Source organism: Nocardia brasiliensis (genome assembly GCF_042691675.1).
Taxonomy (GTDB): Bacteria; Actinomycetota; Actinomycetes; order Mycobacteriales; family Mycobacteriaceae; genus Nocardia; species Nocardia brasiliensis_D.
In genome coordinates this window covers 6,669,421-6,685,360 of record NZ_CP170507.1, presented here as the reverse complement: position 1 = coordinate 6,685,360, position 15,940 = coordinate 6,669,421, and the positions used below count along the sequence as shown (strand labels likewise).

General features: G+C 66.6%; 12 protein-coding genes. 4 read left to right on the top strand and 8 right to left on the bottom strand.

Annotation, left to right across the window (positions count from 1 at the left end; all coding sequences use genetic code 11):
* Positions 1–10: 10 nt before the first annotated feature.
* The 3 genes from ACFK0J_RS30720 to ACFK0J_RS30710 all read right to left on the bottom strand — a co-directional run bounded on the left by ACFK0J_RS30720 (position 11) and on the right by ACFK0J_RS30710 (position 4,529).
* Complete coding sequence (locus ACFK0J_RS30720) at positions 11–2,236, bottom strand: TIM-barrel domain-containing protein (protein WP_378733213.1); 2,226 nt, start codon at positions 2,234–2,236, stop codon at positions 11–13.
* Positions 2,237–2,444: 208 nt separating this feature from the next.
* A complete protein-coding gene (locus ACFK0J_RS30715) occupies positions 2,445–3,293 on the bottom strand; it encodes a hypothetical protein (protein WP_378733212.1) in 849 nt (282 codons plus the stop codon).
* A 90-nt stretch (positions 3,294–3,383) separates the two neighbouring features.
* Complete coding sequence (locus tag ACFK0J_RS30710; RefSeq protein WP_378733211.1) at positions 3,384–4,529, bottom strand: lactonase family protein; 1,146 nt, start codon at positions 4,527–4,529, stop codon at positions 3,384–3,386.
* Between the two features lie 371 nt (positions 4,530–4,900).
* On the opposite strand from ACFK0J_RS30710, the gene ACFK0J_RS30705 reads away from it, so the two are divergent.
* The 3 genes from ACFK0J_RS30705 to ACFK0J_RS30695 all read left to right on the top strand — a co-directional run bounded on the left by ACFK0J_RS30705 (position 4,901) and on the right by ACFK0J_RS30695 (position 8,042).
* On the top strand, positions 4,901–5,047 hold the full coding sequence (locus tag ACFK0J_RS30705) for a hypothetical protein (RefSeq protein WP_378733210.1): 147 nt from the start codon (positions 4,901–4,903) through the stop codon (positions 5,045–5,047).
* A 196-nt stretch (positions 5,048–5,243) separates the two neighbouring features.
* Complete coding sequence (locus tag ACFK0J_RS30700; RefSeq protein WP_378743156.1) at positions 5,244–7,103, top strand: cutinase family protein; 1,860 nt, start codon at positions 5,244–5,246, stop codon at positions 7,101–7,103.
* A gap of 9 nt (positions 7,104–7,112) precedes the next feature.
* Positions 7,113–8,042, top strand: coding sequence for a carbon-nitrogen hydrolase family protein (locus ACFK0J_RS30695; protein ID WP_378733209.1), 930 nt, complete (start codon positions 7,113–7,115; stop codon positions 8,040–8,042).
* Between the two features lie 21 nt (positions 8,043–8,063).
* Here the strand turns inward: ACFK0J_RS30695 and ACFK0J_RS30690 are convergent, their stop codons facing one another.
* The 3 genes from ACFK0J_RS30690 to ACFK0J_RS30680 form a co-directional block, all read right to left on the bottom strand.
* Positions 8,064–10,301: a hypothetical protein gene (locus tag ACFK0J_RS30690; RefSeq protein WP_378733208.1), complete on the bottom strand. Its 2,238-nt coding sequence runs from the start codon at positions 10,299–10,301 to the stop codon at positions 8,064–8,066.
* An 80-nt stretch (positions 10,302–10,381) separates the two neighbouring features.
* Positions 10,382–10,504: a hypothetical protein gene (locus tag ACFK0J_RS30685; RefSeq protein WP_378733207.1), complete on the bottom strand. Its 123-nt coding sequence runs from the start codon at positions 10,502–10,504 to the stop codon at positions 10,382–10,384.
* Between the two features lie 39 nt (positions 10,505–10,543).
* Positions 10,544–11,344, bottom strand: coding sequence for a DUF1206 domain-containing protein (locus tag ACFK0J_RS30680; RefSeq protein WP_378743154.1), 801 nt, complete (start codon positions 11,342–11,344; stop codon positions 10,544–10,546).
* A gap of 492 nt (positions 11,345–11,836) precedes the next feature.
* Here ACFK0J_RS30680 and ACFK0J_RS30675 point away from each other — a divergent pair, with 492 nt between their 5' ends.
* Positions 11,837–13,258: a hypothetical protein gene (locus ACFK0J_RS30675; protein ID WP_378733206.1), complete on the top strand. Its 1,422-nt coding sequence runs from the start codon at positions 11,837–11,839 to the stop codon at positions 13,256–13,258.
* A 141-nt stretch (positions 13,259–13,399) separates the two neighbouring features.
* On the opposite strand, the gene ACFK0J_RS30670 is transcribed toward ACFK0J_RS30675, so the two are convergent.
* Positions 13,400–14,773: an OFA family MFS transporter gene (locus tag ACFK0J_RS30670; RefSeq protein ID WP_378733205.1), complete on the bottom strand. Its 1,374-nt coding sequence runs from the start codon at positions 14,771–14,773 to the stop codon at positions 13,400–13,402.
* Positions 14,774–14,865: 92 nt separating this feature from the next.
* Entirely contained in the window at positions 14,866–15,825 is a 960-nt protein-coding gene (locus ACFK0J_RS30665; RefSeq protein ID WP_378733204.1) for an esterase/lipase family protein, read from the bottom strand.
* Positions 15,826–15,940 lie beyond the last annotated feature (115 nt).

Sequence of the window (15,940 nt, the reverse complement as noted above, 5' to 3'; positions counted from 1 at the left end):
GTCCTCGGTGTTACCGCAGGATCACCGACTGACTGGCGGCCGCGGCGATCGGGTCGGTCTTGACGTGCACGACCCCACCGCGATCGTTCGGGTCGAACCACCAGCCGTTGGCTGCGCGATCGAGATCGTCGCGGCTGGTCCGTTGGGGCAGTGGACCATTCGACGTATCGACGGCGGTCGGGGACGACCCCTTGTGCACCGAGAGTTGGTAGCGACGGGCATCGGGTTTGCCGTGATATGAACCCGAGCTGGCGCCGATGGTCACCTCGACCGGACCGGACTCGGGCGCGCGCACGGTGAAGCTCTGCGTGGCTTGCTCACCCCGTTGATAGCCCCGGGTCACGCCGTCGTCCTCGGTCAGCGTGAAGCTGCCCTCGCCCTTCGGGTAGATGTCGAGATCCAGCACGCTCTTGTCCCTGGTCCGCCACGACTGGGTGCCCTCCGGCCACATCGGCACCACCGCGCCCGCCCGCACGAACAGCGGCAGGGTGTCCAGCGGAGCGCGATAGCCGTCCACGGTGGTCGGCCCCGTCCAAGAGCGCCCGGTCCAGTAGTCGATCCAGGTGCCCTCCGGTAGATAGATCCCGTTTCGCACTTCGGCATCGTTGTACACCGGCGCGACGAGAAAGTCCTTGCCGGAAAGGAATTCGTAGCGTGCCCGATCGCCCCAGGTCGCGGGATCGTTCGGGTACTCCAGCGCGAGCGGCCGAACCTGGCCGACGCCGGTGCGATTCGCCTCCACCGAGTAGGAATAGGTGTACGGCAGCAGTCGTTCCTTCAGCTGCAAGTACTTTCGATTGATCGAGGTGTACGGCTCGCCGTACCGCCACGGCTGCTTGTCCTTGGGCGCCCATCCGTCCATCGACATGATGGTGGGCAGGAACGCCTTCCACTGAAGATCCCGGGTGTAGGTCTGCGGACTGCCGTCGAAGATGCCGTCGACGTCACCGGTGTTGTATGCGATGCCCGACATCGTCGATCCCGCGTAGGTCGGAATCTGCCAGCGGATGTAGTCGTAGGTCCCGGACTGGTCCCCACTCCACAGCACCGCACATCGTTGCGCGCCCGCCCAACTCACCGGCGTCCAGACGAAACCCCGTGCGTCGCTGTTCTCCTCGATGCCCCGGTGCGCGCTGTCGCAGCCGTCCAGCGCGAACTGGTAGCCGGGACCCACCCAGGCCACGTCCAGTTTGCGCACCCGCACCCCGGCCTTGACCTCCTCCGCCTGATGCGGCAGCCCGTCCTCGGTCCACAGCCCGAGTTGCATCTCGCGTTTGCGCAGACCCTCGCCGACCTGCCGCAGATTCTCGTAACCGCAGCCGTACCCGTCGTTGACCAGCATCCAGCCGTTGGGCATCTGGTTCTGCACGTACCCGTCGGCAATGGCGAGAGCGTCGAGGGTGTGCCGTTCGCCGCGATTGGCGTTGTGCAGATAGCAATCGGAGTCGCCCATCTCCAGCCCGTAGATCGGCGGCAGGAAGGGCCTGCCGACCAGCCCGGTGTAGGCGGAGATCACCCCCTTCGGGCCGTCGCCGACGACGTAGATCGCGTCGAAGCGGCGCTCCTGATGGGTGGTGCGCGCCGGATCGGTGAACGAGTAACTGCCGGGTGCGAAGGTGTTGCGGAGCACGCCGTAGCCATTACTGGACAGATAGAACGGCTGCGAGTTCGGTGCGCCGCCGTCGTTCCAGTTGTTGTCGGCGAAGATCTTGATGGTTTGGTCGCGGTGGCTGAACCGCCCGTTCTGTTCGCCGCCGCCGAAGAACTGTTCGCTCGGTCCCCGGCCGAGACTCTGGGTGGTCGTGTCCTTGGTCCAGGACAGGGGTGCAGTCTCGGCCCAGATCTCTTTGGCATCGGCGCGGTCGTACAGGGCGAAGCGCAACGGAGACTTGTACGCGCGCAAGGTGAGATCGGCGGTGGACAAGGCCCAGTAATCGCCCTTGTCGGTGCGGGCCGGGACGACCGGGGCGTCCTTCGTCGGCAGCACGATCTTGTTCCCGGCCGGGTCGGTGAACTGACCGTCGGGAGCCAGTTGCACGCGTACCGCGCCGGGCTTGGGGAAGCTGACCCGGACCGCGGCCGGACCGGACTTCAATGTGGTTGTCGCACCGTCCTCGACGACGCCACTGAGATCGGCGAGCTTGCCTGCCTCCGGGTCGGCGCCGGCCGTTGGTGTGCTGACCAGGCTGCTGGCGACTACCAGCAAAACTAGGGTGATATGCGTGATTCTGCGCATTTCAGGAACCTTTCACGCGCGAACGAGCATTGGATGTGTCATATGTATAGCGCGGTCGGGTCGAAGTAGTTGCCAAATCGATTGGGTAGCAACGTTATTCATGAAACGTTCACCTACCGCGGGCTATCGGATCGAAACATATTGGGACGCAAAGGAACCCCGGTGCACCTACGTGCACCGGGACCGAATTCCGGGCGGATATCGGCTGTTATTCCACCGCGCGCCGACTATTCACGCTGACCGTGTCGATATGGCATCGCCGTTCGTCGAGGGCTGTCGGCTGAGAAATGCGTCCGCCCGCGCCGATATAGACGACATGGGGATCGAGGCAACTCCGCGTTCCAGCATTGCGGAAGTCGATCGTGGTGTCGGAGAACAGCAGTGGGCCGCCGTACTGCGCGTTGTCCCACGGCTCGACGGCGAAGAGCGCCCGGTTCTGGGCCTGCCCGCGCATATTGATCGAGTACCGCACCGAACCCGATTGCCCGGTGATGGTCTGCTGCCACCCGCCGCTCGCCTGATCCAGCGCGATGTCGATATCGAGGACCTCACCCACCTCGACCGACATCGCCTTTCCCGAATGGCATCCCTCGTACCGGGGATCGTTTCCGACGTTGACGTACTGTCCGGAAATCCACCATGTGGAGTAGGCGGGCGGCTGCCGGGTCGGCGCGCAGCTCGGTCCCCAGGTGAGCACGGGTTGCAGGACACCGAGACCGATCGGCTCGTAGTTCCTGCCGTCGGGGCGGGGCTCGACGCCGGGCCACAGGAACAGCGTGCCGACCCGCGGCGGCTTCGGCGGCACCGTGAAATGTGTGCGCAGCCGGACGATCTCGTTGTCGACCGGAACCTGGAAATCCACGGCGGAGGTCCCGTCCGGCTGGAACTTGTCCGGGCCCCGGTCCGATCCCGGCCCGGCCGGCGCTGACGCGGTCGGCGAGGGTGCGGCGGTGGTCGGCGGCTGCGCCAGCGAACTGGGCAAGGCGACGAAAACCGTTGCCACTACCGCGAACAGCGCGGCGACATAGCGTGCCGCACGTCGGTGGGTGGGATTCATGACCAAGTAGAACCACACCCGGACGGCCATCTCGACTGAGGAGCAACTGGGGACGGGCTGGCCGCCGAGGCCGATGCGGCCGCCGCCTAGCTACTCGAACAGCACACAGGTGGCGGCCGGTACCTCGAACGAGGCCGAGGGTGCGGCGGGCAGGCCGGTGAAGGGGTCGAGATTCAAGCAGGTCACCGAGTTCGACTTCTGGTTGGCCGCGTACAGTCGCCGCCCGTCCGGGCTCAATGTCAGATCGCGGGGGAACTTTCCGCCGCACGGGGTGGTGCCCAGCGGCGCGAGAAACCCGCCGCCGAGCACGGCGAAGGTCGCGACATTGTCGTGGCCACGGTTGGCGAGGTAGAGGAATCGGCCGTCCTCGGCGACCACGGGGGCGGACGGGTAGTTCCGGTCGCCACCGCCGTTCAGATCCGCGGGCAGCGAAAGCCCGGCGCGCAATGCGCCGCGCTCGGCCTGCCACTCGCAGACGGTCACCGTGGAATTCAGCTCGTTGGCCACAAAGACGGTGCGGCCGTTCGGGTGGAAGGTCAGGTGTCGCGGTCCGCTGCCCGGTGCCATCGCGACCTGTGCGTGCCGGTTGAGCTTGCCGTCGGCCAGCCGGTAGACGTAGATGGAGTCGACGCCGAGATCGACCACCAGCACCCAGCGGCGGGAGGGGTCGATCGACACCTGATGCGCGTGCGGCGCGGTCTGCCGATCGGGGTCCGGTCCGGTGCCGGTGTGCTGGACGACATCGGTCACCGCGCCGAGCCGCCCGCCGTCGGCCACCGCGAGCACACTGACGCTGCCCGAGGTGTAGTTCGCGGTCAGCACGTAGCGACCGTCGGGGGTGACGCACAGGTGGGTCGGCCCCTCGCCTTGCACGGCAACGGTATTCAATACGGTGGGCCGGGAAGACCGCACATCGATGGCCGTAGCCGACCCGGCGCCGGAGCCCTCGTTGACCGCGTACAGGTAGCGCCGGTCGGGAGACATCGCCAGGAAAGACGGATCCGCCACGTCCACCACCGTTTCCACGGTCAGCCGACCGGTGCTGGGGTCGACCGCCGCGACGCCGATGCCGGAACCGCCTGCGCCACTGGAGGTATAGCAACCGAGGAACGCGCGCGCCCCGGTTGCCGCTCCGGCTGTCGCGGGCCGGGTTACTCCCGTCGTCACCGCGACCCCGACACCCGCCGCGCCCAGCAGGCCGAGCAAGCGCCGCCGTCCGAATTCGTTATCGCGCACCGGTTTCTCCTTCCGCCCCGCGGCCGTGTCCCGCGTCCGGGCCAGAATGTCCCAAGTTATCCCCGACCGCAAGTGGCGCAATTGATATTGCGCAGCATGCAATCTCGGACGCCTGTTGTTGCGTATTCGGCCGAGTGGCCCGACTGTCGAGTGGGGAGATCCGCAACGCCGCCGGTCAGCGGTGCTGCGCGCTGCGAAAATGCATGGCGCGCATAGCTTCCCCAGTTGAACCGGCCTGGACGCGGACGTGGTCAGCGGGGAATCTGATTGCGGTCATCATCCAATCTATCTCGGCATCCTCGGTGCGATGCCGTCAACGCATTACTGATTCAAGACAGGCGGTTTGAGACATGTCGACTCTCGTCAGCGTTATGGATACCGTTAATTTCATTGCCGCTGCCTCCGGTTCCAGTGAGGATATCGAATCGCTCAGCGGCGGCGGATCGTCCACCGGCTCCCTCGGCACCGGACTGGATCTGCTCAAATTGGTTGTCAAACTTCTCGGTCACTTGTCCTGACCCGGAATTCGCGATATTCAGCGCGACGGCAACGGTCGTCGCGCTGATCTCGCGAGCATCCTGTCGACGTACCGCCGTCCGGCGGTGATCGCCTCGGTGGCAAGGCCTTTCGCGGCCTGTGGCGGTGCCCCTGCTCGGCAATGAGCGTCCGATCGAGCTCGGTAGTGAGGTTCAGATGTCAATGATGCATTCGTCCATGCGCTACGTGGCAACCGCAATCGTGACCGTCGGTGTCGCCGTCGGGTCCGCTGCCGTCGCCGCTCCGGCCATCGTGCACGCCGCACCGGCCGATTGCGCGGCGACGTTCAACCTGTTCATCCCCGGCACCTGGGAAACCAATGAGGCCGCCGACCCGGCGCAGCCCATCGGCATGCTCAAGCCGATCGCCGAGGCGATCCAGCGCAAGCAGGGTCCGCACTCCGACATCTACTTCACGCCCTACATGGCGCGCGCATTCGACAACGGCTACACCTACGCCGACAGCAAGAACACCGCGCTGACCAAAGCACGGACCACGCTGCGCGCCTACGGCACCCGCTGTCCCGCAGCGAAATTCACGCTGACCGGCTACAGCCAGGGTGCCGACGCCGCCGGTGATCTGGCCTCCGAGATCGGCAACGACCGCGGCCCCGTGCCCGCCGACCGGGTGCTCGCCGTCGGGCTGCTCGCCGACCCAGGAGCGGGCACCAAGGGTGAGATCGCCGTGGGTCCACGGACCGCGGGCACGGGCATCGCCGATCCCCGGCCGCAGGGCATGGGCAAACTCTCCGGGCGGGTCACCTCGATCTGCGATCCAGGCGACCTGTACTGCTCGATCCAGAAGAACCTCAACCCGTTGCTCGGGAAGCTGGGCTCGCTGCTGAGCACGATCCCCAGCGAATCCAAGGTGGCCACCGCGCTGACCTCGGATTTCTCCAAAGCCGACTTGCCGGGCATCGGTAATGCGGTCGGTGAGCTGGCCGCCGGACTCACCACCCCCGGCGGCATCGATCTGGCACAGGTCCGCGCCAAAGCGGACAAGCTGGCGAACACCATCGATCCACTCGCCGATCTGATCGACTCCGGCGCGGCCAACCGCACTGCGGCCCGACTGGCCGCTGCCCCCGCCGGAACGGCCGAGCACAATGCGGGCGAGGTCCTGCTGAAGGCCGGGGAATCCGACCTCGCGGCCGCCACGGCCGCGGTGAAAACGATCGAAGACACCGCCGCCCAGCTGTTGGACCGGGGAGTCAGCACGCTTCAGGAGAACTCACCGGACGCGGCGGCGCTGACCACCGCCGCCGAGGCGCTCAACGGTCAGGTCGCGCCGCTGGTCTCTGTTCAGGTCGACGTGCTCGGATCGGCCTCGGACATCCTGTCCCTGCTCAAACCCAGTGCGCTGGTTAATCAGTCACTCGATGTCGTCGCCAACGTCACCGCGCTCGACTTCCCGGCGATCCTGCGCAATCTGACTCTGCTGGGCCAGAAGGTGGCCGCGATGGACGCCCACGGCGCCCACCAGGTCGCCGGGGAGCTGAACAACCAGTTCCAGCCGTTGGTCAAACTGATCGCGGGCGCTGACGTGAAGCAGATCTCGCAGGTGCTGTCGGCAATCCCCAACTCGCAGGGCTACATTCAGTTTGCCGCGCTGGCAACCTCGATCCTGTCCGGTGTCGATGTCCTCCGGCTGGCGAATATCGTCGGCCGGATCCAGGAAGTCGCCTGGTCGGTAATCGAGAAGCTGGTGCCGCCACCGGGACAGCAACCCGACCTCGCGGGCGCGGCGGCCGCGTTGTCCGGCCTGCTGCCGGTGGGGCAAGAGCTGGCGTCGGTCGCGATCGGTCCGCTGACGAGCAAAATCCAGGCCCTCGACCTCGGCGACCTGGCCGCCGCACCGGCCCAGCCGCCCCGGGGAATCAATCTGTTCGCCCTCATCGGCGACGGCCTCAGCGCCGCAAGCTTTTTCACCTCCAGCGCGCACATCAACTACGGATCCCTCGTCGTCGACAACAAGGGCCGCAATGCCATCCAGTGGCTCGGGGACTGGCTGAACCAGGAGATCGGCCGCGCCAACTAGCATCGATATATGCGGATTGCTGCGGCGCAGGCCCGGCCTGCCTGGCTCGACCCCACGGCCGGAACGAAGATCGTCGTCGACTACCTGGCCCAGGCCGCCACGGCGGGAGTGGAGCTGGTCGCGTTTCCGGAGACCTTCCTGTCCGGCTATCCGATCTGGCTGGCACCCACCGGCGGCGCCCAGTTCGACCACCCCACCCAAAAAGCCGCCTACGCTTACTATTTGGACGCTGCGATCACCCTGAACGGCCCACACCTGGCCACCGTCCGTGCGGCGGTCGCCGACCTCGGCGTGTTCTGCTACCTCGGCATCACCGAGCGATTACGCGGCACGGTGTTCTGCACGCTCGTCGCCATCGATCCGGCCCGCGGGCTGGTCGGTGCGCACCGCAAGCTGATGCCGACGCACGAGGAGCGGATGGTTTGGGGCCTCGGCGACGGGCACGGCTTGCGCGCGCACGATGTCGGCGCGTTCCGCGTCGGCGGCCTGTCCTGCTGGGAGAACTGGATGCCACTGGCCCGGCACGCGTTGTACGCCGACGGCGCCACCCTGCACATCTCCACCTGGCCGGGATCGGTCCGCAACACCAGGGACATCACCCGATTCGTCGCCATGGAAGGCCGGGTGTACTCGTTGGCCGTCGGCGCCGTCCTCGACTACGCCGACGTACCGTCCGACTTCCCCCTCCGCGCCGAACTCCTCGCCCTCGACCAGCCCGCGGGCTACGACGGCGGCTCCGCGATCGCAGCCCCCGACGGCACCTGGCTGGTCGAACCGGTGACCCACGAGGAGCGCCTCGTCATCGCCGACATCGACCCCGCCGAGGTAGCTCGCGAGCGCCAGAACTTCGACCCGACCGGCCACTACGCCCGCCCCGACGTCTTCACGGTCACCGTGGACCGCCACCGCCGCACCGCGGCAACCTTTCTGGACGACTGATCCCGGTGCGCCGACGGACTGTTACGCGTCGGCGGTGACCAGATTCCGCTCCGGCTCCGGTGCCGGATGGTCGTCGTCGGGGAGTTGCGGGTCGCGGCGGGACCGCAGATAGACCCATTGCAGCAGGCCGATTCCGGCGAGACCGATTACGGCGGTCCCGATGCCGACCTGCCAGCCCGGTGGGCGCCAGGTGAGGGTGAGGACGGCGTTGTCGGTGCCCGCGGGGAGGTCGACGGCGAGGAAGGTGTTCGCCACGGTGGTGGCGGGTAAATCGTTGCCGTTCAGGGTGATTCGGTGACCAGGCCAAGCGAGGCGGGCGAACACGACGCGGCCGCCGGTGGGGGAGCTGACGCGGGAGTCGACGGTGAGGCTGTCGCTCGATGAGGAGGTGGCGGTGACTCCCGCGGTGTGGGCGATCACGCCGTTCTTCGTGGAGAGGAGACCGTCTACTCGTTCCAGCACCCAGATGTAGCGTTCGTGGCCCGGATAGTCGACCCACTTCCAACCCGTCGGCGCGGGATGGTTGCCCGCATCGGGGTACTGCGCGCGGTGCAGCACGACCCGGTCGACCTTCATCAGGTCGACAATCGTTCGCCCCGTGGACGGTTCGGGGGTGAAGGCGCGACGGAACGCGTCGGTGCAGGTGCTGCCGTCCCAGGCCATGCACAGCATGCCCGCGAACGGGTGGTGGCCGATGGGGGTGTAGCCGTTGACGTACTGCAGCCCGAGGTTCTTGGCGTAGTTGCCGATGGCGAGTGAACCGTAGGCGCCCGCGAGGGTTTTGTCCTCCGGTCGCAGCACCGCGCGGTCGGCGAGTTGCAGTGTGACGCCGGGGAAGTCCGGGAAGGCCGCGGTCATTGCCGAACGTCGTTCCGGGAAGTCGTAGGACATCGGCGTCGGCGGCGCCGCCCGCACCTGGGCGTAGGCGATCGGGAACATGGCGACGATGATCAGCGCACACGCCGCCGCCGTTCCCCGGGTGCGGGCAAGCCATACCACCGCGGCACCGATCGCGGCGACCGCCAGCACCGCGACGAGATGGCGCAGCACGATCTGCGGGGCCGCCGAGAAGGACCGGATGAACAGCACGCCGATCAAGATGCCCGCGGCGATGGCGCGCCGGCGCAGCGAGGTGAAAGTGCCGTAGCGGCTGAGCAATACGCACACCAGGACGAGCAGTGCGACGGCCAGGATCGGCAGCACGCGGGCCGGCCAGCGCAGCGGGCCGATGGCGCCCGGCCCCGCGGTCCACATCAGCACCGCCGTCGCGAACAGCGCGATCCCGCTGAACTCGCGCACCGATTCCCGCGCCGCCTGCCAGCCGATGAACGCCAGCGCCGGAATCAGGAACCACGCGATGTAGACCATCGGCAACGGCTGGACATGTCCCCACCAGGCGGTGAACGCGGGTGTCGTGCTCGGCAGGCTCGCGTTGAGGGATTCCGACCAGGGCACCGTAAGGAACGGATCGTTGTGGATCTTCGCGTTGCCCCGCCAGGTCACCTGCGAGGACAGGATGCCGGGTAGGTTGGCGATCATCGCCGCGAGCGCGGCACAACTCGCCGCCGCTAGCAGCCGCGCCGACGGTCCCCACCGCCGCTGATAGATGACCTCACCGACGGCGACCGTGACGATCATCAATGCGGCTTCGACCGCGGGAAAGGCGTATTGGACGGTGAGCGTCAGATAGAGGAAGACGAAGACGGGAATCGGGCCGCTGCGCCCGCGGCTGTAGCGCACCGCCGACGCCCAGGCATGCACCAGCCACGCCGTTGCGGTGTGCGAGGTCCACCAGCTGGCCTCGTCGAAGAACAGGAACCAACCGCTCAACGGGAAGGCGATGCCCGCGACCGCCGCCCACGGTGCTCGCGCCCCGTAAGCCAGGCAGACCCGGTACACCCCGAGCGCGGCGATGATCGAAACGACGAGCTTCACCACCGTGGCGTACACGGCCAGGTTGTCCATCGACGGCGCGAGCAGATGGACCAGCAACTGCGGCGGGTTGTACAGCCCCGCTTCTTCCAGGCTGTAGTTGCCTGCCATCCATTCCCACGGCACCAGCGCGGGGAAACGCCCCTCCCGCAGCCGGGTGCCGATCATGACCCACATCGGGGCGTATTGGGCTTCGGTGTCGTCGGTGTAATAGTGCCGAGCGTCCGCGAGCAGGACAGCCACGTATCCGGCGATCGCCCCGAGTGCGGTGATCGCCCCCCACTTCCGGCTATCTTTTCGCGATTCGATGACCGCACTTACTCCCACGATCGCCGGAGCGTAGGCGAACCGAGCCGACGGAGCAAGACTGGGGTACAGCGCAGGGTTGTCCGCCGTGCGCGGTCGATCTAGTGCTGAGTCCAGTCGGGTTGGGTGAAGTGCGCTACCCGGGCGGCGGCGTGGTCTCGGCCGAGCAGGACGACCTCGCGGAACTGCCAGAGCATCGCGCCGGTCGGGGCGTGAATGGTCATGCCGTCGCCTGCCCTCGATCCTGCCCCGACCCCCGGGCACTACATCTTGGCGTACCGAGCCATGACGAAGCTGTAGAGGCCGTAGGTGATGATGCCCAGCCCGGCCACGATGAGCAGCGTCATGCCATAGGGCTGTGCCCCAAGGGTTTTCAACACGCCGTCGAGTCCGGCGGCCTTGTCCGGCTCGGCGCGGCTCGCCGCGAGGATCACCAGCACGCCGACCGCGGCAACGGCCAACCCCTTCGCGATATATCCGCACATGCCCAACCGTCGCACCGGCTCGCCGGTGTTGCCTTCGAGGTCTTTGAGGAATTTTTGGCTGGCCCCCTTATAGATGTGGTAACCGCCGACCCCGATGATGATCAGCCCGCCCACGACGAGCGCGATCGTGCCTGCCGTGCTCTGCATCAACCGGGCACTGAAGCCGGCACTCTCCGCACCGCTGGACTTACCGCTGCCGCGGGCGAATCCGAACGCGGAGAAGGCGAACGCGAAATAGATCACGGCGAGGGCGAAGGCTTTGCCGCGTCGGAACGCCTCGGATTTCTTGCTGTCGGCGTCGGGTTTGGACGCGCTGCCCAGCGCCGTTTCGGCCAGCCGCCACAGTGCCATCAGCAGGAACGCGATGGCGCCCACCCACAATGCGAAGGTGCCGCCCGGTTTGGCCGCCAATTCCGCCATGGCGCCGGAATGGTCGGCGTTGCCCCCGGCGCCGCCGATGGCGATTCGGATGGCGATGTAGCCGATGATCAGGTGGACGATGCCCGTCATGATGAAGCCCGCGCGAGCGAATCGCTCGAAGACGCTGTGCTGGGCCATCCGCCCCGCACGGGCGGACATGGTGCCGGATACCTTGGAACGGTTGATATTTGCCACGGTGTCTTCTTCCAGTCGAACTGATCGTCGGGCAGATACCCGGCATCGGTGTCTCGAAACAACAGGCGTGCCGTGGGCGACCCCCGCTTGACCGAGCGGTCGCAGCGTCACCCGGCGCGGCGCGCCGCTACGCCGACCGTGTCGAACCGTTGCCGGGCGAATCCCGCCGTTGACCGTGCGGGCGACAAATTTATTTACAGCTTATTGATGTGCCGGTAATCGCCTTTGTTCTCGTACGGTGTTTACTGTGTATTCTGCGAACGAATACTTTGTATTCAATGGGAGCCTGAGCTCTCCAATCCGGCGGGGCGACAACCTGTGTCGGATGCGCGACCATTCAATGTATAAACGGAATTCGCTATTCGGGCGTATCGCCCGAAATTGGGCAAACCGCAGTAAATGTCGGGTTTCGGGCGAAAGACCCGATCGATCGCGGCCCGACTCCCAGGAGCGTTCATGGCAACCATCACCCGCGGCATTCGGGCCGACCGAGCCAACGCCGATCGCAACGGCGCGCCGGCGGCCCCGGTGTATGTCAATCTCACCGACAAGGCGTTCCTGCGCCTGCATCACGGCTACGGCATGCCTGTCGTCACGCAGACGCTGACGATCCTCGGCAGTCGCCTGACCGCGGACCAGCTGAACTCGATGCACGCATTGCTGAAGTCCGGACCGTTGACCCGGCGGGTGCACCGCTCGTTGGTGCCCTTCGCGCGAGCGCGATGGCTGCCTGCCGACACCGCTCTGCCGCTGTACCTGGCACCCGACCCGATAGCCGACGCCGACGCGTTGACGTGGGCGAACGAGCAGGCACAGTGTCGCCTCGACCCCGATGCGGGATACGGGTGGCGACTGTCGGCGGTACCGACGCGCTCCGGTGGCATGGTCGTCTGCCTCACCAAGTCGCACGCCGTCGCCGATGGCCATGCGGGATTGCTGGCCGAGGCCGGTCTGGTCGACCCCGCACTCGCCACCCAGCACGGCCTGGCCGCCGAGATCGGCGTGCGGGACGAACTCGCCGACGGCGCTCGTCGCGGCCTCACCGTTGCCCGGCAGGCGATGACGGAGGTGCGCCGAGCCGCGCGCGACCCCAAGCATCGCGAGGCCGTGCGCGCGGCACTGTTCTCCAGGGAGCCGGAGCCCGAACCCGACCCGCGCGGTTGGCGCGAGCAGTCGGTCGTCGTCACCTTCGATGCGGCGCAATGGCTATCGGCGGCGGAACGCGATGGCGGCACAGCCAACACGCTGTATCTCGCATTGACCGCCGACCTGCTGCGCCGCTGCCCCCTGGTCGACCACATTCCGCCCGTGCTGACGCCTGCCGTGCGCATCCTCCGGGAGCACGATCAACACGATGCGAATTCCTTCACCCGGGTGCCGATCGTGGTGCAGCGAGAGTGGCTGGACAGCCACGATCTGAGATCGCTCCGCGCGGCCAGCAAGGCGGCGTTCGCCGCCGTCTCGACGGTCGGCTCCGGCGTGCTCTCCCGGCCCCGCCAGTTGCCGCCCGATCTGGTCGACGTGCTGCCGGAGGGGGTTGTCCATCGGCTCCTCGAAAAGGTGCCGGTCACCGTCGGAATGTGTTCCAACATGGGGAATCTGGATGCCTTCATCGCGCCGCAACTCCGTGCGCACGCACTGTCGCTGCACATGAAGAGGGCGGTCGTCCAGGGCATCGATGCGCCACGTGCCGCCGCACAACCGGTTGCGCTGGCGACGTGGCTGTCGGAATCCGACGGGAAAATGCACTGGGCCCTGGAAAGTCTCAAACCCGAAATGGCGAACACCGCCGCGGAATTGGCCGACCTGGCGACAGACATCGCCGCCTCGTGGGGACTGCATCCCCGGCACACCTACGTCGGTGACCTGACGCGGTAAACGCCTCAGCCCTGGAACAGCTTGAGCAGGTTCACGATAAGACGGTCCAGACCGTAGGCGAACGGCGCGGCGACCCACAGCCACGCGAAGATCAGCAACGGAATGCGCCGCGGCGGAGCTGTTCCGGGCGGTCGAGTTCGGTCATGCCGGGCTTCCCTCCGGGTGGACGGCCTGCGCCGGGACTTTTCGATGGTATTTCGTCGCGACGGGGCGAATCAGTTCATTGGCGGCGAAGCCGACGCAGAGCAGCGTGATCATGATGGCGAACGAAGCGCCGTACAGTTCGGGACCCGTCTTCCCTTGCCGCGCACCGGTATCCGCGATGGCATTGACGATGAACGGCCCCGCGATGCCCGCCACCGACCAGGCGGTGAGCAGTCGACCGTGGATCGCGCCCACCTGATAGGTCCCGAACAGGTCCTTGAGATACGCCGGAATCGTCGCGAAGCCACCGCCGTAGAACGACAGGATCACCATCGCGCCGACGATGAACAGCGGCTTGTTGGTCTGGCCGACCGACCACACCAACGCGTAGGCCAGCGCGCCGACACCCAGATAGATCCGGTAGACGTTCTTGCGGCCGATCACGTCCGACAGCGACGACCAGCCGATCCGCCCGGCCATATTGGCCGCGGACAGCACCGCGACGAAGCCCGCCGCCGCGACGGCCGTCACCGGCGTCGAGGTCTCCTTGAAGAAGTCGATCACCATCGGCGCCGCCTTCTCCAGGATGCCGATGCCCGCGGTGACGTTGAAGCACAGCACGATCCACAGCAGCCAGAACTGCGGCGTCCGGATCGCGTCGTTGGCGGCCACGTCGTGCTCGCTGATCAGTTTCGCCGTTTTCGCTTGCGGCACCCAGCCTTCCGGACGCCAGCCCGGCGGTGGCACCCGGACCAGCAGCACGCCCACCGACATGAACACCGCGTAGGTCAGGCCCATGACCAGGAAGGTTTCGGCGATGCCGACGTTGTCTCGGCCGAAGGTCGAGAGCAACTGGGTGGTCCACGGTGAGGCGATCAGCGCGCCGCCACCGAAGCCCATGATCGCGAAACCCGTTGCCATGCCGGGCCGGTCGGGGAACCAGCGGATCAACGTGGAAACCGGGGAGATGTAGCCGATGCCGAGCCCGATCCCGCCGACGAACCCGTAGCCGAAGACGATGAGCCAGTAGGCATTCGTTGCCGCGCCCAAAGCCGAGATCAGCAGACCGGACGAGAAGCACACCAGCGAGACGGTCATCGCCCAGCGTGGGCCACGGCGCTCGACCAGCGTTCCGCCGAAGGCCGCCGACAGTCCGAGCATGACGATGGCGATCTGGAACGGGAGGGCGCTGCCGGTCCCCGAGATGTGCATCGACTTTTCCAGGGGCGGCTTGAATACGCTCCAGGCGTAGGCCTGCCCGATGGCTAGATGAATGGACAACGCCGCGGGCGGCACCAGCCAGCGGCTCCAGCCCGGTGGTGCGATGACGCGGGAATACCCGGTGGTGCCTGCGTCGGCGACTGCGGTCATGCGGTGATCTCCACTCCTACTGTGTGGCGATCATATGGCTCGCGAAGGATCGTGATGAGGGTTCCGTGACAACAATTTTCAGGCAGTGCCGATCAGCTGTTCGGGGGACTGCTCGTGCAGGTAGCGCGCTCGGCGTGGCTCGGATCCAGGGCGTTGAGAACGAGTTGGGCTGCCACGGTGTCGTAGGGGAGCAAGGTGTGCTCGGTACGGTCGCCGGGGCAGTAGTCCTGGATGACGTGATCGGTGGCATTCGGGGCGGGCAGGTATCCGCTCGTGTACGGAATCACGAATTCGTCGTTGCTGGTGATGATGTCGGTGTACGTGACCCCCGGAACGGCCGCACCGCCGCTGGTGAGTTTCGCGATGAAGGCGGAGTCGTGCTGAATCTGCAAGCAGGGCGGGCAGATCGAACCCATGAGGGCATCCACGGAAATGGGTAGTCCCTGTTCGGCCGCACGCTGAGTGAGCTGGGCCGCGGACTCGAGCGTGTTGGTGCCGTGCCACAGGGTGCCGAGCGAGATGAGACGGTCGATCTTGTCTGCCCCGCCGAGGAATTTCGCGTAGTAGTCCGAAACCAGGCTGCCCTGCGAGTGATCGACGATGTCGACGTGATCCGCGCCGGTGGCGGCCAGCACGCGGTCGGTGAAGTCACTTAGTTCTTGCGCGCCGTGCTCGATCGGTGTCATCCCGCCTACCAAGCCGAGTGGTGCGGGGGTGTTCGGGAGCAGACCGTAGGTCAGCGCGAAAACGCAGTAGCCGTTGTTGGCCAGTAAGGGGGCGAGAGCCGACCAGTCCAGCAGCCGAGTATTGCCGCCACCGTGCACCAGTACTACCGGCTCAGGGTGCAGCGTGCTGGGCTTGCATGTCCAGTCGTTGGCACCGAGCGGCGCGGCCTCCGGATTCCGGGCCTCGGCGACGGCCGCATCGCGGTATTCGTAGGAGACAGGATAGTGCGGTCGCGCAGGTGGTTGTGCACTCGCGACCGCGGGTGCCAGCGCGAACCCGGCGCACACAACGGCAACGGTCACCCGGACAACCTGCGATATGCGCACGACTAACCCCTTTCAACGGTCAGTCCAGGATGAGGCCGACTAAACAGACCGGCTAGTCGGAAAGTTGTCGATTTGATCACTCTGCCAGCGGAAACGCGCGCCCGCCCCGCACGCG